The following is a 21,176-nucleotide window of genomic DNA, read 5'->3' as shown; positions in this document are numbered from 1 at the left end:
TTGAAACTACAATTCTTGGTTTAAGCCAAATCTATTACCATCAGTCAATAAAAAGCCCACATTGTTGTGGGCTTTTTAAATCGATAACACACTGTAATAAATCAAAAATATCGATTAATTTATTGCTTCTATAGCTTTAATCGTTACAGAATGCGACGCAGTAAAAAATCAGCTTTAAGGCGACGAATTCTAGTCATGATCTTCTTCACTGGCGCAGGATAGCTCTGTAAGGTGTCTACTTGGCTGTAGTGATATAACCGCTGTGTGTGTTCCAGAATATGTGCCTGCTCGGCTTCAAACTGGGCTTTCCAGCAGCCAATTTCATCTTGGATCAACAAACCATTCTCAAGATCCAGCGCCCAAGCTCTTGGATTCAAGTTCGAGCCTGTGATCAAATGCTTATTACCATCGGCACTAATGCCCTTGAGGTGATAACTGTTGATACCATGTTTCCACAAATGGATATTCAGCTGACCATTATCAATCGCCCACTGTTGGCGTTTAGCGAACTTACGCAATGATTGCTCATACATATAGGGCAATGCACCTATGGTCGAGAAATCCTGCTCTGGCGGAATATAAAAATCGTTAGCCGTCTTGTCGCCCACAACGATATCAATACGTTTGCCATTGCGTAAATGCTTCGCTAAAGCGCGCACTAAAATGTACGGCGGATTGAAATAGGGCGTGCAAATAAACAGCGAGTCTTTTGACTCTTCCACCAAGGCGACAACCACTTTATTGAGCAAGTTTTTCTTACGTCCTAGCCCAAGTAACGGCGTGATGCGATTGCCATCACGGGTTTCCTTAAACTGATACTCAGCGTCAGACAGTCTCAGCTTAAAGCTACGCATATCCGTCTTTGGTGGTAGCACTTCTTGCTCAGCATCTTGCGTTAATGAACACACAGCTGGATCAGAAATGATATTTTTCTGGATCATCGCGCGCATACTGCGCGCTAATTCGGCAGACTCAATCAAGTGATAACGATCGAAACGGTACTTATCGTGTTGTTGCAAATAGATATTATTGAGACTAGCACCGCTATAAATCACGGCATCATCGATAATAAATCCCTTAAGATGCAACACACCCATAAATTCACGGGATTTGACGGGTACACCTAAGATATCGATGGGATGTTCGGCTTCAGCCATAACTTTGCGGTACATCAAATAGTTACCGCTATCACCTTTATGGCCAATCAAGCCACGTCTCGCACGGTGAAAATCGACTAATACTTTGACATCAAGCGTTGGATTTGCCGCTTTGGCATCCATGAGGGCTTGTAATATCTCACGACCCGCTTCGTCATCTTCTAAATACAGCGCCGCAATATAAATACTGTGCTTGGCGCTCGCAATACGAGCGAGTAATTCTGCCTTGAAACGGCATGGCGTGAGCAACCACGTTAAAGCCTCGGGTTGAACGGCTATTCCACCAAGCTTATCTAGCAAGGCATCCTCCTTTAAACATGCTGACCACCCCGATAGGAAGCACTGGGGTTCAGTGATAAAAACATCACAGCAATATGTGTTAACTCTGGATAGGCCTCTGTCACTGCCAACCTGATCGTTTGTTCTACTTTAAGATGTATATCAGGGTCCTTAGGGAACCAGAGTAACTCAACTTGGACAAAGCGTTGATCAATTTTTCCATTTCGAAAACTGATGCTTGGGATCCAATCTAATGTGAAACTCTCTGCATTACCTTTACATATATCCGCCAATGACTGCAGTAATGTTTGGCTGAACGCTGCAACGACCGCTTGTGGTAAGCCGCGCATACTAATATGTGGCATGGTTTAGTTGTTACCTAAGAACCTAAAATCGTAAGGGGTAGAAATTACCGACTTCACCTCGTCTCGGCAAGACTTTTCTCCCAAAAGTCTTGTTAAACCTAACGGTTTTGCTGGTAATTTGACCTCACGCGATTTTATTCCACTTCAGTGCACCGATTTACCTAAAAATCCTCTTCATTTATCCTTGCTTGAAATCGCATTTTACAGTGAGTATTCACGGCATTATTTGCCCGTCCACACAATATTTCTCCCTAAATAGGGTGATTCTTAACGCTACAAATCAGTCCAAATTTCACTGAACTGCGCCCAAAATGTCTGCCAAATCACAAAATAATCTTCAAACCCATTTCATTCACCCCGAATCTACTGATTTAGCGTAAACTAAACCGCCTATTTGCGATTAGACCATACGATACAAGATTAAGACTATGAACAAAAAAATTCTGCTGACGTTAGCACTGACATTGCTGTTTGCTTGGGGTATTTTCCATTTTAAAACCCAGTTAGGGTTACTCATCCTGCCTTTGTTTATTGGGCTGGTATTGTTTGTTACCCTACGTTTATATCGCTTGATGGAAAAGGATGACGGCAGCAGTGAGGATTAACCGCACACAATACCAACCTAATCTTAATGATGTTTTGATAAAAATGGCCAATAGCTAACATGGAAACGTTACTGAAAACCACTCTATATGCCGGCCTGCTCCTCGCCGCAAGTCATAATATGGCCTATGCAGAGCAACATGATTCTAGGCCGATAAGTGCTCAAACCACTTCGCTTAGCCAAGCAATCAGCAAGATCAGCCCTCGACATTCACAAATCGCCTTACTGGCAATGGATATGTCGAACAATCAAGTGATCTATAGCCAACAAGCTGAGACCTTGTTTATTCCAGCCAGTACCCAAAAGCTGCTCACGGCAGTCAGTGCTATGGCTCAGCTTGGGCCTGATTTTCGTTATGTCACACAATTATGGACAGATGCACCGATACGCAAGGGCCATATCGCAGGCAGTGCTTATCTGCGTTTTAGTGGCGATCCCACGCTAACTCAAGCCGATCTCAAGGCCATTTTTGCCAATCTCGTAAAACAAGGCATTAATCGCATTGATGGACATCTGTATTTGCTCGGCGATAAACAAGAGCAAATGCAAGCTCCGGGTTGGGTTTGGGATGATTTGGGCATTTGTTTTGCCGCGCCAGTGTCGAGTTATATTATCAATCAAAACTGCGTCTATGGTCAGTTTAGCCCAAGCTCTACCAGCAAACCTTCACAGGTAAGTCTGCGCGCGGGGAGTTATGGAGTTAAAATCAGCAGCGATGCGGTGTTTGATCAAAAGGCGAGCCGCGAATTTTGCCAACTTGATATGGTCAGATTAGGTCAAAATAACTACCATTTACGCGGCTGTTACCCTGGCGGTGAGGCGATACCACTGGCGATTGCGGTCAGCGATCCGTTCAAATTTGCCCAAGATAACCTCACCTCCCTACTTAAAGGCGAGATGTCTCTTGCGGGTAAAGTACAACTCGGCACTAACTTACCCCAAAAGGCAAAACTAATTGCCAGCCATAGCTCGGCGCCCTTACCTGAGCTGCTCGAGACTATGCTGCTCAAGTCAGATAATTTGATTGCCGATAGCCTTTTTAAGCAACTTGGTAAAAGTTATTTTAAGACCCAAGGCAGCTTTACCAATGGTGCCGCTGCCATGCAGCGAATTTTAACGAATTTAGGCATAGATTTGAGTAACGCCAATATTGTGGATGGTTCAGGATTGTCACGCTATAACTTACTCAATGCCAAGCAGTTAGCAGCAGTGTTGGCGCTAATCCACCAAGATAGCCGCTTTAGTCCGTTAATCACGAGTCTGCCACAGGCGGGGATCAGCGGCACCTTAAGATATCGTATGGGCTACAACAAGCCGCCGCTTAAACAGCAAATTTTTGCTAAAACAGGCTCGATGCAAGGCGTGTCTAATTTAGCGGGCTTTATCCGTTTGCCCCAGCATAACGATACCCTGTTTGTAATCCTTGAGAATGGCATGAGTCCTGAATTGAAAAATCAGCATAACCCCTCATTCAATGCCGAGTTTCTTAAACAATTGATTTCAGTGCTGCAACCGTCATCAACCACTGCAACTGTAAATACTGCGGCTCACTAGAGTCATTAATTAACTGCTACAGAGTAAAAAAATTGCACAAAAAAGCACTGAGTCATCAGTGCTTTTTCAGTTTTTATCTAAACGAATATACCGAAGCCTTGTTAAAACAACTCCGCAGGCATCGCCATAGTCGTCGCATCACCAGCTCTGACTTGAGCGATATGGTAATCCGCTTTTGGCAATAACTTATCAAAATAGAACTTAGCCAAATAGACTTTCTGCTCGGCAAAAGCTTTATCTTCATGATCCGCGACCTTATCGACCATAGCCAACCAGTAGAAACCATACAGGGTGTAACCAAAGGCATCTAAAAAGTCGACCGCACACGCATTAATAAGTGCAGGCTGAGCCACTTTGCGATCATTAACTGACTCGGCAACGATGACCAAGGCATCTAAACGTGCACATACTGCCGCCACTTTCACCGCATCAACGTGAGTAAATGCGCGCATTTGTGCCTTCAAGTCAGCCACAAATTCATTTAATGCGGCTAAGTTATCGCCAGTGACTTTACGACCTAGGAAATCAATGGCTTGAATGCCATTGGTACCTTCATAAATCTGAGCGATACGGGTATCACGGACTAATTGCTCAATACCTGTTTCACGAATATAACCATGTCCACCAAAGACTTGTTGCGCCATGATAGTCGCATCTAGACCCCGATCGGTTAAAAATGCTTTCGCCACTGGCGTTAATAAACCCACATAACGCGCCGCTTTAGCCTTAACCTCATCTTGGGCATATTTTGCTAAATCCAGCTGTTGTCCTGTAAACACAGACAAAGCACGGCCCGCTTCTGTCATCGCACGAATGGTCAACAACATACGGCGCACATCGCCATGGACAATAATGGGATCAGAATCACTGCCCGTCGGTGAGCCGCCAGCGGCGATGCCTTGATTACGCTCTTTAGCGTAATCGGCCGCCATCTGGTACGCCGCCTGCGCACTGCCAAGTCCTTGAATACCAATTGCTAAACGCTCATAGTTCATCATAGTGAACATGCATACGAGGCCGCGATTAGGCTCGCCAATCAAGAAACCTTGGGCATTATCAAAATTCATCACACAGGTCGCAGAACCTTTAAGGCCCATCTTATGCTCGATAGACCCCACTGATACACCATTGGCATTGGCTAAGCTGCCATCGGTATTTACCGATATTTTAGGTACAAGGAAGAGTGAAATCCCTTTGCTATCCGGTAGCTTGGCAAGCACTAAGTGGATGACGTTTTCCGTTAAATCGTGATCGCCACCTGTAATAAAAATCTTGCTGCCCGTGATGGCATAACTACCATCATCCTGCGGTAAAGCTCGAGTGCGAATATTACGCAGATCAGAACCCGCTTGCGGCTCCGTCATATCCATAGCACCCGCCCATTCGCCGGAATATAACTTAGGCAAATAAGCTTGTTTCAATTCTTCGCTGCCGTGGGCATTGATACATAAAGCCGCCCCCGCGGTTAACGAGCCATAAAGCGTAAACGCATTACAAGCACTGTAAGCCATTTCGTCGACTAAGATCCCCAGCATCTTCGGCATCCCCATGCCACCAAATTCAGGATCGCCACACAAACCAATCCAACCGCCCTGGGAATACTGCTCATAAACGGCTTTATAGCCATCAGGGGTAATCACTTGATTGTCTTGATGCAACACGCCCTGCTCATCGCCCGTCCGGTTCAGCGGATGGATCAACTCACAGCTGATCTTGGCTGCTTCTTCCAAAATAGCATTGGCCGTGTCGATATCGACCATTTCAGCAATCTCAGGCAATTGTGCCCAAGTGTTTGGGGCATCAAATACCTGTTCCAGTAGGAAACGCATATCCGTCAACGGGGCTTGGTAAGGATTCATTGGTAGACTCTTAAACGTAGGATTAAAACAGTTGTTTTAATTTATACCAGTTCACTGTAGAAAACAATCTCATTACAAATACAGCTGTGAATAATATAAAAGTATGCGAGTGTGCGAGCTAAATATAAATTTAACCCATAAAAAAACCCTTAAGCTTGAACTTAAGGGTCTCTATTTTATAAGCTTTACAACAGGATTGTCTTAGCGTTAGGTCACAGGCTTGTGGCAATTACCACATTAAATCATCAGGAATTGCGTAATCTGCATAGGGATCATCTTCAACGACCACAGCTTTAGATTCATCCTGTTGCCACAGATAACCACACCACTGCGGCACCAGCAGTTTCACTCGCTCGGCTAACTTATGTGGTACTAAGTAACTCTTATCTTCGTAACGCACTATGCCTAACTGCCCTTTAAGCAATTCTGCCTGCAGTTTTTCATCTATGTATAAAGAATAAATTTTATTATCAAGAGTATAGTTAAATTTCACTTCAGCATAAGCTGGGATCTTAATCGCAGACTTAGTGAACTCTGTGATTAAACCGCGCACCTGTCCACGCTCAGATGCCTCAGCAAAACGTTGCTCATTTAGCACTTTATCTTTTTGCGCCTGCAACCGTTTTTGCTCGGCCACTTCTTGCTTAAAAGCACTTGAGCCATCATCAACTCGTGATTTTTTGTCACGGCGTTTTTGAGTCTTAACGTCGCGAACCTTTTGTTTACTGGCAAGCCCTGCTTTGAGTAGCTGCTCTTGTAATGCATTAGCCATGGATCATTACCTGCTTAATTTCTATAAAATCAAAGTTCTCGATTTTGAATATCAATAATCTAAAACCAAACTACATTTTTGCGGCCAGTTCGCCAAGCTCTGTCATCGCTATACTGGCGCCGCCAAGTGACCAACCGCCATCAACCGGCAGCACAACTCCCGTAATATAGGAAGCTAATTCAGAGCCTAAGAATAGCGCGGCATTGGCGATATCCTGACCTGCGCCGTTGCGTTTTAGCGGAACGGATTGGGCAACCTTTTGCTGTAATGCGGCGCTGGGTGCAAGGCGATTAAAGCCTTCAGTGTTAGCTATGGGGCCTGGCATAATCGAATTAATTCTCAGCCCCTCACAGCCCCACTCTAACGCTAAAGTTCGCGTCAGCATATCCACACCCGCTTTAGCCGCACACACATGAACTTGCATTGGCATAGCGATCGAAGCCTGCGGCGCCGAAATCTGGATAATATTGCCATTGGGGCGACGCAGCAAAGGATAAGCCTGCTTTAGCACTTGAAAACTGCCGAGCAAATCAATGTCCATCACCGACTTAAAACCATTGGCCGAAAGCTTTGCGGCGCTGGCAGGGAAATTCCCCGCCGCGCCGCTTACCAGCACATCGATAAAACCAAACTCAGAAGCGATTTTATCAAAACCGACTTCAAGGGCGCTAAGATCGCGCACATCAAAACTCACACCCAAATGAATACCGTCAGGATTGGCCTGTTGCAACTGCAATACCGCGGTATCGATTTTATCTTGACTGCGGCTCGCAACGGCCACATTTGCGCCAGCCTGTGCGAACGCAATGGCAATCGCGAGATTTATCCCACTGGTACCACCAACAACGACAACATTCTTACCTTGATAGTTAAACATCGTAGCATTAAACATGGGCGTTCTCCGTGAACAGTGAGATATGCACTCAGGGTGTGATTCATTATTCTATGCTGTCATTCAAGATACTATTTCAATTTTTATCCATCATATCAAGGATACCAACAAGCGATTCCAAGCCTTTTTTATTTAAACGACGGTCAAACGGCTTTCAAACCGCGCTTTAGACGGCTAGTGTGGCGTCTATGCCAATGATTGGTGAATCGCTTGCAATGCCGCTAACGGATCGGCGGCTTTGGTGATTGGGCGGCCAATCACTAGGTAATCAGAACCCGCTGCTATCGCTTGAGGTGGCGTCATCACGCGATGTTGATCGCCAGCATCACTGCCAACTGGGCGGATCCCAGGCGTCACGAGCTTGAAATCCTGACCTAACAGTGATTTCAAGGCTGTCGCTTCTTGGGCGGAACACACCACGCCATCGAGTCCCGCTTGCTGCGTGAGCTTCGCCAAACGTTGCACATGCTCAAACGCAGGCACATTGATGCCGAGTAATTTAAGATCGTCATCACTCATCGAGGTTAATACCGTGACCGCGATCAGCATAGGCGCTTTGTCGCCGTATGGCAGCAAGGCCTTTTTGGCCGCTTCCATCATGGCGAAGCCACCGCTGGCATGTACGTTCGTCATCCATACGCCCAGCTCAGCAGCAGCGGCCACGGCTTTGGCGACAGTATTGGGAATATCGTGAAATTTCAAATCAAGGAATAAATCAAAACCACGATCATGGATATCTTTCACCAGTTGCGGGCCAAACAAGGTAAACATTTCTTTGCCAACTTTAAGGCGGCACATGTTGGGATCGAGTTTTTCTATCAGTTGTAAAGCATGGTTTTTATTATCGTAATCAAGCGCTACGAGGATAGGTTTAGTCGTCATCATCTCTCCAACGGGGTTACACAAACTGTGTATTCTTCTAATAGATTATTCGCCGTCTAGGCCTCGGATCCGTTTAATGCTGCCCCAGTTTTTACAGGAAGGACAATGCCAGTAAAGCGCATGGGAAGGAAAACCACACTCCTTACAACGGTAACTCGGACGGAATTTAATTTGTTGTTCAACGAGCTGCTCTAGCATAGTTAAACTTTGCTTAGCTTGCCCTTCTTCGGCTTGGCGTAAATGCATCTGCATCAAGTGCTGAAAACCTTTCATGGTCGGATGGCGATATAACGCATCAAGTACCATGGTCTCTGCCGCTTTAATCTCATCAAGACTTATCATGTGCTGCGCTAAGGCGACCACTACAGAAGCTCCAGCGCCATCGGCCATGGCGCCCGCGAGTAATTCTTGAAAACCTTCTTTATCTTGCGTGTCGCGATAAACTTGTTTGGCCGTTGGAATCGCATCGGCAAAAAGCTCGATATCGGCTTTTTTCAGTTGCAGCAGCATGTGCTTACACTGGGCATAATCTTGAATATCGAGGAATTTTTTCGCTAGGGTCAATAATGCACGACCACATTGGGGATCTTGCTTCAGCGCTTGCTGTAGCAGTTTAATTTTCTGCGCGTCATCACTGGCTTCATCGGCTAACTGGCAATAGAAATGCGCCGTTAACGGCTTTAAAACTTGCTGACGCTTACGACTCAAACGCTTAGTGATATCAATGGCTTTCTGCCACTCTTTAATCACCTGATAAATAGCAATAAGCTGTGTTTCAGATTCTTCACTGTGATCGTCTTGGCTGACCAAGTTGATAAAGATTTCTTCAGCTCTGTCGTAAAAACCTGCTGCTAGATAATCTTTACCCAGCTCCATCATAGCGATGTCACGCTGCTCATTGGTTAATGTAGGCCGCGCGATTAAATTTTGATGGATACGAATAGAGCGGTCGACCTCTCCTCGCTTACGGAACAGCGAACCGAGTGACAGATGGGTATCGATGGTTTCATCGTCAACATCTAGCATACTGATAAACAAATCGACAGCTTTATCCGATTCGTTCGACAGTAAGAAATTGAGGCCAGTAAAATAATCCCGGCTCAATTGTTTACGTTGATTACTTTGATTCTGCCTTATGCTCCGTCGCCCCATATACCAGCCATAGGCGGCAGCAATGGGAAGCAACAGAAAGAGGATCTCAAGCATATTAGGCGTCTACATCCTGAGGGATTTTAGCGATCACTTGATTTAGTTTCTTTTTAGTTGCCGCTAAACTTAATTTCAAGCGAACAATATAGTAGCTAGCAAATAACCAACTCAAAATAAAACCAGCAAAAAAGACAATCGCTAAGACAACAGGTAAACGATATTCACCCTGTGCGACAAAATAGCTGATGGTCACCACTTGTTCGTTACGCGCGCCAAAAATCAACGCCAAAATAAATAACAGTGCCACAAGCACAGTTGCTACAAATGATTTCACGCTGCACTCCCTAAACGCGTTTCAATTTAATGATTATCCAAGAAATTTACTAAGCTGACCAGCATTGCCTTGCAATAGATACAAAAAAGCCTCCTAACGGAGGCTTTTTACTATGCGGTCAATCACACATTAACGGCGTCAACACGCTCGCGCAGTTCTTTGCCTGGCTTAAAGTGCGGGACGTATTTACCTTCCAAATCGACTGATGAACCAGTCTTTGGATTACGGCCAGTCCGCGGTGCACGATAGTGAAGCGAGAAACTACCAAAGCCACGGATCTCAATACGATCACCGCTTTCTAATGTTGTTGCCATTTGCTCCAACATTTCTTTGATTGCGCCTTCAACCTCTTTCGCCGACAGCTGCGACTGCCTGGTGGCGAGTTTTTCGATAAGTTCAGATTTCGTCATCCTAGCTATCCCCTATTATCAAGCCAAACACAGTCGCCTAATGGGGAGAGATGTCTCCCCAAACAACAGGCGATTATTTACGAGCTGCTTTAAACGCTTCAGCCATTGCATTGCTAATAACAGCGTCATCTTGTTTGTTCAGAGTCGCCATTACTTCTTTCTCTTCAGCTTCGTCTTTCGCTTTGATTGACAGGCTGATAGAGCGGTTCTTACGGTCAACACCCATGAACTTAGCTTCGATTGCATCACCTACATTATAGACAGTAGATGCATCTTCGATACGCTCACGTGAAATGTCAGCTACACGGATGTAACCTTCAACAGTGTCAGCCAGTTCAACAGTCACACCTTTAGCATCAACAGCAGAAACAGTACCGTTTACGATAGTACCTTTCTTCTTGTCAGCCAAGTATGCGTTGAATGGATCATCTTCAGTTTGCTTAACACCTAAGCTGATGCGCTCACGCTCTGGATCTACAGACAGAACCACTGCATGGATTTCATCGCCTTTCTTGTATTCAGAAACTGCGTCTTCGCCAGTACCGTTCCAAGAAATGTCAGACAGGTGAACTAGACCATCGATACCGCCGTCAAGACCGATAAAGATACCGAAGTCAGTGATTGACTTGATCTTACCAGAAACCTTGTCGCCTTTGTTGTAACGAGTTGCGAAGTCATCCCATGGATTGGTCTTACATTGTTTCAGACCAAGAGAAATACGACGACGCTCTTCATCGATGTCCAGAACCAGAACTTCAACTTCATCACCTAAGTTAACCACTTTAGATGGGTGAATGTTCTTGTTAGTCCAATCCATTTCAGAAACGTGAACCAGACCTTCAACGCCTTCTTCGATTTCTACGAAGCAACCGTAGTCAGTTAGGTTAGTAACGCGACCAGTTAAACGTGTGTTTTCTGGGTAGCGTTTGCTGATTTCTAACCATGGATCTTCGCCAAGTTGTTTCAGACCTAGAGACACACGAGTGCGCTCACGATCGTACTTCAGTACTTTAACGTTGATTTCATCGCCAACATTGACGATTTCTGATGGATGTTTAACACGTTTCCACGCCATATCTGTGATATGTAGCAGACCGTCAACACCACCTAAATCTACGAATGCACCGTAGTCAGTCAGGTTCTTAACGATACCCTTAACTGCTTGACCTTCTTGCAGGTTTTCTAACAGTGCATCACGCTCAGCGCTGCTTTCTGATTCGATAACTGCACGACGAGAAACAACAACGTTGTTACGCTTCTGGTCTAGCTTGATAACTTTGAATTCTAATTCTTTGTACTCTAAGTGAGCGGTGTCGCGAACTGGGCGCACGTCAACTAGAGAACCTGGTAAGAAGGCACGGATACCGTTTAATTCAACAGTGAAACCGCCTTTAACTTTACCATTGATGATACCGATTACAGTTTCAGCATCTTCATAAGCTTTTTCCAGAACGATCCAAGCTTCATGACGTTTCGCTTTTTCGCGAGACAGTTGAGTCTCACCGAAGCCGTCTTCAACAGAGTCAAGAGCTACGTCAACTTCATCACCAACAGCGATTTCTAAAACACCTTGAGCGTTTTTGAATTGTTCAGCTGGGATTGGGCTTTCAGACTTCAGACCCGCGTCAACCAGTACCATACCGTTTTTGATTGATACAACAGTACCACGAACGATAGAACCTGGACGGAATTCCAGAGTTTGAAGGGATTGTTCAAATAGATCAGCAAAAGATTCAGTCATGTTTAGGTTACTTTCTTTATTAAACCACTGTCCGTCCTAGACGTGGAGTCAGTCAAATTATCCGTATCATCCTTAATACGAATACCTATCCGGTGGGCTAACTAGTTAGTGTCGGATAATTTTTGGTTGATAAAGTTAAGCGCAAGCGCTAACACTTCATCAATACCCTTTCCGCTTGTATCTATAATGAGCGCGTCCTCGGCGGGGACTAAAGGAGCCACCGGACGATTCATATCGCGGTCATCACGTTCGATAATTTCACTTAAAAGGCGCTCGATATTAACATCGAAGCCCTTGTCCTGCAACTGATTATAGCGTCTTTGGGCACGCTCTTCAGCTGAGGCGGTTAAATATAATTTTGCCGGCGCACTTGGGAAAACCACAGTTCCCATGTCGCGACCATCGGCAATTAATCCTGGCGCCGTTTTAAAGGCCCGTTGACGACGTAATAACGCTTCTCTCACCCGTGGAAACGCGGCGACTTTTGAAGCGGCATTTGAGCACTCTTGAGTGCGAATGTCGGTGGTGACGTCTTCACCTTCCAATATCACTTGAACCGGATCGGTATCATTGCCTGTTAAAAACTTCACATCGAGATGTGCCGCTAACAGCGTGATCGATTCTTCATTTTCCAGTTCAACGTTATGATGAATTGCTGCGAGCGCAAGAACTCGGTAAATAGCACCACTATCAAGTAGTTGCCAACCTAGATGCTGAGCCAATAATTGACTAATTGTACCTTTGCCAGCACCACTTGGGCCGTCGATTGTGACTACAGGAGCCCGTTCAGACATACATTCCTCCGCAAAAAATAACCATCATCCGTGAGTTCATCAAGTGAGCCCCCGAAAATGAGCGCGCAGCATTGTACAACAAAAGACAAACAAAATCCGTGGATTTTTTATGAAGATTAGCAGCCGCGCAAATACGGCTGACTATTCTTGACATCAATAGTTGTAACAATGACGAAGCAGATTGGCTTAGCCTTGCAGACTCGCAAACTGCTTAAAGTAGTCTGGGAATGTTTTAGAAGTGCAATCAGGATCATTGATAGTAATACCGCAATCGGCAAATGCCAGCATCGAAAAACACATGGCCATACGATGATCATTGTAGGTATCAATTTCTGCGGTGTTAATCACCGCAGGCGGGGTGATTTTAATGTAATCGTTGCCCTCTTCCACTTCAGCGCCTACTTTACGTAATTCCGTCGCCATGGCCGCTAAGCGGTCGGTCTCTTTAATGCGCCAGTTATAGATATTACGAATAACGGTCGTGCCTTTAGCAAATAACGCTGCGGTAGCAATGGTCATAGCCGCATCGGGAATGTGGTTCATGTCTAAATCAACGGCCGTTAATTGAGAGCCACGGGCAATAATATAGTCATCACCCCACTCAATATCAGCGCCCATTTTTTCAAGCACATCGGCAAATTTCACATCGCCTTGAATACTTAAACGGCCCACACCGGTGACTTTGACTTCACCGCCCTTAATCGCTCCAGCGGCGAGAAAATACGATGCCGATGACGCATCACCTTCGACCAGCACTTTACCCGGTGATATATAACGCTGGCCTGCAACAATCTCAAAACGGGCATAGTCATGGTTGATGACAGTTACGCCAAATTGCGCCATCAGGGCCAACGTAATATCGATATACGGCTTAGAAACTAATTCGCCTTTGACATGGATATTCACGCTGCCCTTTGCAAGCGGCGCCACCATCAATAGGGCGGTTAAAAATTGGCTCGATAAATCACCCGCAATCTCAACATCGCCGCCATTAAGACCCGTTGCATTAATCGTCAGCGGTGGGAAACCGTCATTTTTAAGATAAACGACATTGGCACCGAGTTGCCTTAAGGCATCGACTAAGTCGCCAATCGGGCGCTCTTCCATGCGCGGCTCGCCCGTGAGGGTAAATTCGCCTTGGCCTAAGGTTAAGGCTGCGCACAAGGGGCGCATTGCCGTGCCCGCATTGCCTAAAAACAATTCCTGTGCGGATTCTGAGGAAATCACACCACCTAAGCCATCAAGTTCACACACAGTATTGTTTTGCGATAAACGGTAGTTCACCCCTAGCTGCTTAAGGGAGGCCAGCATGTGGCGAATATCATCTGAGTCGAGCAGATTGGTAAGCGTGGTCGTGCCTTGAGCTAAGGTCGCCAACAATAAGGCACGATTTGAAATACTTTTTGAGCCCGGAATATTGATCTCACCGCGGACTTGCACAACAGGTTCAAGACGTAATTGCTTCATGAATAAATCTTCTTTCTCTATAGGGCGTCATCATCACGATCACGCGGACTGAATACGCAAAATGGCAACTTCACGCTACACAGCGTCAAGTTAAGATTACAAATAAAAGGAGATTGGGGCCTTGTTGGTGCTTCGTCGTTATAAAATTACCGATTGTCGCTAAGGATTCAACCGTTTTTTCGAGAAAAATGGCTTTTTGGTCAGATTATTTACTGAGTTCAGTGTAAAAATAACAAAAACGCAAAATTTAAGCGGTTAATTTATGATTTAACCGTATTTTTGGCAGGCTTTTTTGCCAAGATAACTGGCGTGTAATCACAGTTTTCACTTTAAATACTTTACCTTTCCGCGCTATTCTAAGCCCCAAACGATAAATAACGCATATCTGATACAAACAATCACGTTTGCACTATAACCAGAAAGGTAGATGGAGCTATGTTTAACTCACTCATCGCAATGCCAGCAGATCCCATCCTTGGCTTGTTGACTCAGTACCGCGAAGACACCCACCCGCAAAAAGTTGATTTAGGTGTGGGCGTTTATAAAGACCCTACAGGCGTGACCCCGATCCTGAGCTGCGTAAAAAAAGCCGAGAAATTCCGTCTCGATACCGAAACCACTAAAGTGTATATCGGTCCAACCGGCTCGCCACAATTCAACACCTTGATGACTGAACTCGCCTTTGGTGCTGGTCACAGTGCCATCATAGCTAACCGTATCCGCACTGTATCGACACCCGGTGGTACTGGTGCACTGCGCGTGGCCGGCGACTTTATCAAACGCTGCAACCCGAATGCGGTGTTATGGGTAAGCGACCCAACTTGGGCAAACCACATCGGTTTGTTCGAAGCGGCTGGCATTACCGTTAAAACCTATCCGTATTATGACTACGATAGCAAATCATTGAAATTTGATGAGATGCTTGCTGCACTATCGCAAGTGAGTCCAGATGATGTGGTGTTATTCCACGCCTGTTGCCATAACCCTAGCGGAATGGATTTAACTACAGAACAATGGGATAAAGTGGTTGCCCTGACAAAAGAGCAAGGCTTTACGCCACTGATTGACATGGCATACCAAGGCTTTGGTGATGGCGTTGATATTGATGCCTACGGCGTGCGCAAAATGGCGGCAGCAGTCGATAATATGATCCTTTGCAGCTCATGCTCGAAAAACTTCGGTCTGTACCGTGAGCGTATCGGTTCGTGTTCTGTGATTGCCAAAGATGCCAATACCGCCAATGTCGCACAATCTGTGCTGCTTTATGTGGTTCGCTGCCTATACTCTATGCCACCTGCCCACGGTGCCGCGATTGTTGAGACGATTTTAGGATCGGCAGAATTAACTCAAGAATGGCTAGATGAACTGAAAGTAATGCGCGATCGTATTAACGGCAACCGCGCCATTTTAGTGGATAAACTTAAAGCCAATGGCGTAGACCGTGACTTTAGCTTTATCGCCCGCCAAAAAGGTATGTTCTCTTTCCTTGGGGTAGATCCAGAGCAAGTGGCGCGCCTGCAAAAAGAATTCAGTATTTATATGGTGGGTTCAAGCCGCATCAGTATTGCTGGGATCAGTGAAGATAACGTCGATTACTTAGCCCAATCGATCGCTAAAGTGCTCTAAGCGCCGCTGAGTTTATCTGCACCGCTCACTCTGCTGTATTCCCGCAATAAAGGAATACAGCAGAGTTCATTTACCGCCTCAAGTGTTAAATTTTTCAATCATCCCACCCGATCAGTTTTGGCAGTTCATTAACCTCAGTTTCATATCCACAATATGACAAGCAAGGCCACGTCTCACAGTTCAAGCATTTATTTTTAATTGTAAAACCACATTCTAGCGATTTTGACATCGCGGCGTTATCGCAATAAGCCACAAATTGTGACCTCGGTCGGCGGATTTCCATTTCATTAATCAGGACTGCGGCAATTTTCACTTTTTAAAGCCAAAGCCACTGAGTAGATTAGTGGTTATCATAGAACTTGTGGATATTCCGCCATGTTATTACCAGATAGATTAGTGCAAATCGTCACCAACCCGCAGCTTTCACCCAAGCAAAAATCCAACTATTTAGCATTAGAAGCGGAAGCCAGTTTGCCCTACATGCCGATATCGACTGAAGCAAAAGCCGCAATGAATGACGGTATTATCTGCGATATGTTTGAAGGCCATGCGCCGTTTAAACCGCGCTATGTGTTGCCAGATTATGCCCGCTATCTAAAGCAAGGTTCAGAATATTTGGAGCTTTCACCGGCGCAGGATTTAGATGAAGCCCTCAATGCTTTAACCATCCTTTATCACCACGTGCCATCGGTGACTAATATTCCAGTGTATCTAGGTCAGCTGGATGAAATATTAATGCCTTTCACCGAGGGAATGGATGCAGAGGTACTATATCGTAAACTTAAACTGTTCTGGATCATGCTCGACAGAACCCTGCCCGATGCCTTTATGCACGTCAATATTGGCCCGACAGACAACATTGTTTGTCGCACCCTACTGCGCATTGATGCCGAGTTAAAACAAGTTGCCCCCAATTTGACCTTTATGTACGACCCAGCCATCACGCCAGATGATTTGTTATTGCTTGCCACCACCAATATTTGTCACTGCAGTAAGCCGCACATCGCGAATTACCCACTGCACGCCAGTGCGTTTGATGAACTCGGTTTTGGTATTGTCAGTTGCTACAATGCCTTGCCATTTGCGGGCGGCGCCAATACCTTAGTTCGGCTTAATCTTAAAGAGGTCGCGTTAAAGGCCACTTCAATCAGTGATTTTTTTGATGCTGTCTTGCCAAATTACTGCTCACTCACCTTTGAACTTATCGAGGCGCGCTCGGCATTTTTGCATCAAGAATCACACTTCTTTGACAGTTTTTTAGTTAAAGAGCAATTGATTAATGAGTCGCGTTTTGCGCCTATGTTTGGCATTTACGGTATGGCGGAAGCGGTAAATATTCTGCAAACATTAACAGCCAGTGGAGAAGTTAAGTCAGCTAAACACTCGAGATATGGTCATGAAATGGATGCAAATCAGCTGGGCTACCGTATTTCTGCCACGCTCGATGCCATAGTGAAATCAACACCCGTCACGCATGGTTACCATGGGCGAGCACTGCTGCATTCACAGGGCGGCATCAGTATCGATAAAGACGTGACCCCAGGCGTTCGCATTCCCTATGGCACTGAGCCCAATCCCATCGCTCACATTCAAGCCTTAGCGCAACATCATCAGTATTATACGGCGGGGATTAGCGATATTTTGACTATCGATGAAACCGTAAAATCCAATCCTCAAGCCATGTTCCAACTGTGTAAAGCCGCGCTTGAGTTAGGTTTTAGGGAATTTACCGCCAATGTTACCTCTAATGATTTAATGCGCGTGACCGGCTATATGGTAAAACGCTCGGATATTGAAGCGTTTAAGCAGTGCGGCTCACGCCTCAATACCACAGGCTTAGCCGCAGAAGCGGCGGTTAATACGGGGATATTGCAGCGCCAAGCACGAGTCATAGCCCATGAGCACTCCCCTTGTGTCTTTGAATAGGCAAGTAATGGTCAGTCAGCTATTGCCCTTTTCCTGCGTTGACGGGCCTGGCAGCAGGCTCGTGTTATTCCTGCAGGGCTGCAACTATCAATGCAAAAACTGCCATAACCCACATACCATAGGATTGTGCGATGCCTGTGGCGATTGTGTCGCCACCTGCCCTGACAATGCGCTGACATTGATAAACCTCAATAACAAGCCCCGCATTCGCTGGGATAGTGAGCGTTGTAGCCAATGCGATAACTGTCTTGCAGTGTGTCCGAAACAAGCGAGCCCTAAGGTCACGCATTACACAGTTGAAGAAATACTAGGGATTCTGCACAGTCAGCGTCACTTTATTAATGGTATTACCGTGAGCGGCGGCGAAGCGAGCCTGCAATTGCCGTTCATTATTGCGTTGTTTAAAGGGATTAAGGCGACAGAGTCGTTATCACACTTAACGTGCATGCTCGACACCAATGGCAGTTTGAGTCTAACCGGTTGGCATAAACTGCTGCCGTTTTTAGATGGCGCCATGGTGGATCTTAAAGCGTGGCAGCAAGATACCCATAGGTACATTACCGGTCGCGACAACCATGCCGTGTTCAAATCCATTCAGCTATTGGCTCAACAGCAAAAACTGTATGAAGTAAGATTGCTGCATATTCCGAGCATCACGGATTATGAACAGGAGATAGAAGCGCTAGCGACCTATTTGCTTCAGCTAGGTGCGGATACACGGGTTAAATTAAACGCCTTTCACCACCATGGTGTTGTCGATGAAGCACTCAATTGGCCAAGCTGTAAACAAGCCGATATTGAACGCTTGGCCGCAAAGCTTGCAAAGCGAGGCGTTACAAATCTTATCTTGCCCTCTTGCTATATTTAACGACTGCAAAGCAAAATTTGCTCGTACAGCCAGCGCAGCGCGGGATCATTCATACTTTGTCTATGCCAAACGAGACTGTAAGCCACTTTGCCATATTCTATCGGTAAGGACTTGACGGTTAAGCCTTTAGCTTGGCTGGCAATGGATGCCCAGCGGCGCGAGCAGGTAAAAAGCAGTTCACTGTGGTGACACATTAACGCTGCGCTGCCAAAGTCAGGGACTGAAATGGGTACAGCACGTTTTTTAGATTGCTGGGCGAGCAAAATATCAAAAAATGGCGTACTCAGATCCGTATCGGTAATGCCAATATGGCGGTAACTTAGGTAATTATCGAAGCTGATCTGCGGCTGTTTAGCCAAGGGATGGGATGAATTCATCAGGCAGACCATTTCATCGCTGAACAAGGTTTCCCACACCAGATCATCTTGAAGATAATTAGGTTGGCTCAGATCGTGAGGTAACAGCACAAAATCTAACGAGCCTTTGATGAGTCCATCAAAACCAATATTGTCTTTGCTATAAATATCGAGATGGATATGGGGGGCCAAACTGAGAATATGGGCACTTAATTTGGCGGCCAGCAGTTCAAAGGTGCTTTCGCGCATCGCAAGTGAAAAACGCCCCTCAAAATGGGCTGGATTAAACGCATCTTGACTCATGATCTGATTCATATCATTGATCATTTGCTGCACGCTTGGGCCTAATCGTCTTGCCAATGGGGTTGCTACCAGTGAGTTGCCGTTACGATAGAACAGTTCATCGTTTAAACTGTCCCTGAGCTGGCTTAAGGTTTTACTGACGGATGAGGGGCTTAAACATAAACGTTCGGCGCTGGCGGTTACACTCAGGGTATCGAGCATCACATGCAAAGTGATCAAATGCTTCATACTAATCCGCGAAAGCTTGGCCAAATCCATCTGTAACATCCTATTGATTTATCGTGTATACACATCTAAAGATACGTTCTTTTAATTATGATAAACAATAACATACAACTAACCCAGCATCTTACTCAGTAATGCGCGTCAGCTCACAGGCTTTCTCAAAACGAGTGTTCTTGAAGGCATCTGGTCTCAACGTCATCTTGCTTAACGCTATTGTCGATAAATTAAAGCTAACAAAAAAGCGAATGCATTTGAGCATTCGCTTTTGGGATGTCTAACTTGGGATGGCTAACTGATGATCAACATTCAATAAGCATAACGTTGATATTCAGGCAGCAAAGCCTAGACACTAAGCGTCGCAAGCTAGTGAGTAACTCAATACAGCTAAGCCTAGCTATGTTTGTTTGCAAACTCATTCATAAACTTGACCAAAGCAACTACACCATCGAGTGGCATTGCATTATAGAGGCTAGCACGCATACCACCTACGATACGATGGCCCTTTAAGGCAACGAGTCCAGCTATTTGGGCTTGCTTTAGGAACTCACTATCGAGCGCTTCGTTGACTAATTGGAAAGTCACGTTCATTTGTGAGCGGTTCGCTGCAACAACCCCATTACGGTAGAAAGCATTACCATCAATGCATTGATATAACATCTGCGCTTTTTGTTGATTAATTTTTGCAATACTCGCAATGCCGCCAATGGACTTAAGCCAAGCAAAGACTTCAGCGGCGAGATACCAAGCAAAGGTTGGCGGTGTGTTGAACATAGAGTCATGCTCAACGGCTAAACGATAGTCCATGATGGACGACTGCGGTAAACTCGGCAGTTTTAACATGTCATCGCGCACTATCACTATCGACAGACCCGATGGACCTATGTTCTTTTGTGCGCCAGCGTAAATCAAACCGTAGCGGCTGACGTCGATTTCACGTGACATAATGGTTGACGATAAATCGGCAACAATTGGCCAAGGTGAGTCTAATTCATCAAAAATTTCGATACCATCTACTGTCTCATTAGGGCAATAGTGAACATAGCGATAATCGGCATCGATTTTATGTAAATCAGGTAAGACAACCGCATTGAGTCCATTGTGTTTTTCAACAATATTCAAGCTATCAATCTGCGCTTCACCCACGAGCTTTTGTGCTTCGGCTAACGCGGCAGATGACCATTGACCACTGACTAAATACAGGGCTCGGCCATGATTACCTAAAAAATTATTCACAACAGCGGAGAACTGTCCACGACCACCGCCGTGCATAAATAGCACATGGTAATTTGTGGGGATCTGCATCAGTTCACGTAAATCGGACTCGGCTTGTTGTGTAAGCGCGATGAACTCTTTACTTCGGTGGCTGATTTCCATCACGGAAACGCCTTGGCCATTCCAATCAAGTAATTCCTGTTGTGCTTTTTTCATTACCGCTGCGGGTAACATTGCAGGTCCAGCACAGAAATTATAAATCGCGCTCACTGACACTCTCCTTAATCCCAACCATGATGTAGGTATTGATAAAACGAAACCATTCTAAAACGAACAATGCTATCAACATCAATGCCATTAAAAAAACGAGCGTCCAATTGGACGCTCGTTAATATGACACT

General features: G+C 45.5%; 18 protein-coding genes and 1 pseudogene. 5 read left to right on the top strand and 14 right to left on the bottom strand.

Annotated features, from left to right (window positions below; translation table 11 throughout):
• Positions 1-143 precede the first annotated feature (143 nt).
• Both pssA and KFE26_RS15995 read right to left on the bottom strand, forming a co-directional pair.
• Positions 144-1,457, bottom strand: coding sequence for a CDP-diacylglycerol--serine O-phosphatidyltransferase (gene pssA, locus KFE26_RS16000; RefSeq protein WP_113940399.1), 1,314 nt, complete (start codon positions 1,455-1,457; stop codon positions 144-146).
• Between the two features lie 11 nt (positions 1,458-1,468).
• The gene (locus tag KFE26_RS15995) at positions 1,469-1,801 is read right to left on the bottom strand and encodes a DUF1904 domain-containing protein (RefSeq protein ID WP_028759882.1); all 333 of its coding nucleotides are present in this window, start codon (positions 1,799-1,801) and stop codon (positions 1,469-1,471) included.
• A gap of 428 nt (positions 1,802-2,229) precedes the next feature.
• Between KFE26_RS15995 and KFE26_RS15990 the strand changes: the two genes are divergently transcribed.
• Together KFE26_RS15990 and dacB are read left to right on the top strand one after the other, a co-directional pair.
• On the top strand, positions 2,230-2,406 hold the full coding sequence (locus KFE26_RS15990) for a hypothetical protein (protein ID WP_006081710.1): 177 nt from the start codon (positions 2,230-2,232) through the stop codon (positions 2,404-2,406).
• 59 nt (positions 2,407-2,465) lie between these two features.
• A complete protein-coding gene (gene dacB / locus KFE26_RS15985) occupies positions 2,466-3,959 on the top strand; it encodes a D-alanyl-D-alanine carboxypeptidase/D-alanyl-D-alanine-endopeptidase (RefSeq protein ID WP_212600994.1) in 1,494 nt (497 codons plus the stop codon).
• A gap of 101 nt (positions 3,960-4,060) precedes the next feature.
• Here the strand turns inward: dacB and KFE26_RS15980 are convergent, their stop codons facing one another.
• The 10 genes and pseudogenes from KFE26_RS15980 to aroA all read right to left on the bottom strand — a co-directional run bounded on the left by KFE26_RS15980 (position 4,061) and on the right by aroA (position 14,259).
• Positions 4,061-5,818 (bottom strand): acyl-CoA dehydrogenase family protein, encoded by a 1,758-nt coding sequence (locus tag KFE26_RS15980; RefSeq protein ID WP_212600993.1) that lies wholly within the window; start codon positions 5,816-5,818, stop codon positions 4,061-4,063.
• 229 nt (positions 5,819-6,047) lie between these two features.
• Complete coding sequence (locus KFE26_RS15975; protein ID WP_006086757.1) at positions 6,048-6,590, bottom strand: DUF2058 domain-containing protein; 543 nt, start codon at positions 6,588-6,590, stop codon at positions 6,048-6,050.
• 70 nt (positions 6,591-6,660) lie between these two features.
• Positions 6,661-7,482 (bottom strand): SDR family oxidoreductase, encoded by an 822-nt coding sequence (locus tag KFE26_RS15970; protein WP_105252548.1) that lies wholly within the window; start codon positions 7,480-7,482, stop codon positions 6,661-6,663.
• A gap of 186 nt (positions 7,483-7,668) precedes the next feature.
• Positions 7,669-8,364, bottom strand: coding sequence for an orotidine-5'-phosphate decarboxylase (gene pyrF, locus KFE26_RS15965; protein ID WP_105252549.1), 696 nt, complete (start codon positions 8,362-8,364; stop codon positions 7,669-7,671).
• A gap of 45 nt (positions 8,365-8,409) precedes the next feature.
• Positions 8,410-9,570: a lipopolysaccharide assembly protein LapB gene (gene lapB / locus KFE26_RS15960; RefSeq protein ID WP_212600992.1), complete on the bottom strand. Its 1,161-nt coding sequence runs from the start codon at positions 9,568-9,570 to the stop codon at positions 8,410-8,412.
• 1 nt (position 9,571) lies between these two features.
• Positions 9,572-9,847, bottom strand: coding sequence for a LapA family protein (locus KFE26_RS15955; protein WP_028759876.1), 276 nt, complete (start codon positions 9,845-9,847; stop codon positions 9,572-9,574).
• 122 nt (positions 9,848-9,969) lie between these two features.
• Positions 9,970-10,257, bottom strand: a complete 288-nt coding sequence (gene ihfB, locus KFE26_RS15950; RefSeq protein WP_006081718.1) for an integration host factor subunit beta — start codon at positions 10,255-10,257, stop codon at positions 9,970-9,972.
• 73 nt (positions 10,258-10,330) lie between these two features.
• Positions 10,331-12,001, bottom strand: a pseudogene (rpsA, locus tag KFE26_RS15945) (30S ribosomal protein S1); the annotation flags it as partial.
• Positions 12,002-12,099: 98 nt separating this feature from the next.
• On the bottom strand, positions 12,100-12,792 hold the full coding sequence (cmk, locus tag KFE26_RS15940; protein WP_006081720.1) for a (d)CMP kinase: 693 nt from the start codon (positions 12,790-12,792) through the stop codon (positions 12,100-12,102).
• A 186-nt stretch (positions 12,793-12,978) separates the two neighbouring features.
• Positions 12,979-14,259 carry a 3-phosphoshikimate 1-carboxyvinyltransferase gene (gene aroA / locus KFE26_RS15935; RefSeq protein WP_212600991.1) on the bottom strand — a complete coding sequence of 427 codons (1,281 nt, stop codon included), beginning with the start codon at positions 14,257-14,259 and terminating at the stop codon, positions 12,979-12,981.
• Positions 14,260-14,694: 435 nt separating this feature from the next.
• On the opposite strand from aroA, the gene KFE26_RS15930 reads away from it, so the two are divergent.
• The 3 genes from KFE26_RS15930 (at position 14,695) to KFE26_RS15920 (ending at position 18,679) form a co-directional block, all read left to right on the top strand.
• The gene (locus KFE26_RS15930) at positions 14,695-15,885 is read left to right on the top strand and encodes an amino acid aminotransferase (protein WP_212600990.1); all 1,191 of its coding nucleotides are present in this window, start codon (positions 14,695-14,697) and stop codon (positions 15,883-15,885) included.
• Between the two features lie 375 nt (positions 15,886-16,260).
• The gene (locus KFE26_RS15925) at positions 16,261-17,811 is read left to right on the top strand and encodes a YjjI family glycine radical enzyme (protein WP_212600989.1); all 1,551 of its coding nucleotides are present in this window, start codon (positions 16,261-16,263) and stop codon (positions 17,809-17,811) included.
• The gene (locus KFE26_RS15920) at positions 17,783-18,679 is read left to right on the top strand and encodes a YjjW family glycine radical enzyme activase (protein ID WP_212600988.1); all 897 of its coding nucleotides are present in this window, start codon (positions 17,783-17,785) and stop codon (positions 18,677-18,679) included. Before KFE26_RS15925 ends, KFE26_RS15920 begins: the two co-directional genes overlap by 29 nt.
• Here KFE26_RS15920 and KFE26_RS15915 read toward each other — a convergent pair.
• Together KFE26_RS15915 and serC are read right to left on the bottom strand one after the other, a co-directional pair.
• Positions 18,676-19,596, bottom strand: a complete 921-nt coding sequence (locus KFE26_RS15915; protein ID WP_212600987.1) for a LysR family transcriptional regulator — start codon at positions 19,594-19,596, stop codon at positions 18,676-18,678. The genes KFE26_RS15920 and KFE26_RS15915 overlap by 4 nt on opposite strands.
• Before the next feature lie 357 nt (positions 19,597-19,953).
• Entirely contained in the window at positions 19,954-21,045 is a 1,092-nt protein-coding gene (gene serC, locus KFE26_RS15910) for a 3-phosphoserine/phosphohydroxythreonine transaminase (protein ID WP_131524063.1), read from the bottom strand.
• Between the last annotated feature and the right edge of the window lie 131 nt (positions 21,046-21,176).

Origin of the sequence: Shewanella sp. M16, from assembly GCF_018224605.1 — a bacterium.
In the GTDB taxonomy this organism is placed as follows: domain Bacteria; phylum Pseudomonadota; class Gammaproteobacteria; order Enterobacterales; family Shewanellaceae; genus Shewanella; species Shewanella oncorhynchi.
The sequence above is the reverse complement of the archived record's forward strand: the minus strand, read 5'-3'. Positions and strand labels throughout refer to the sequence as shown.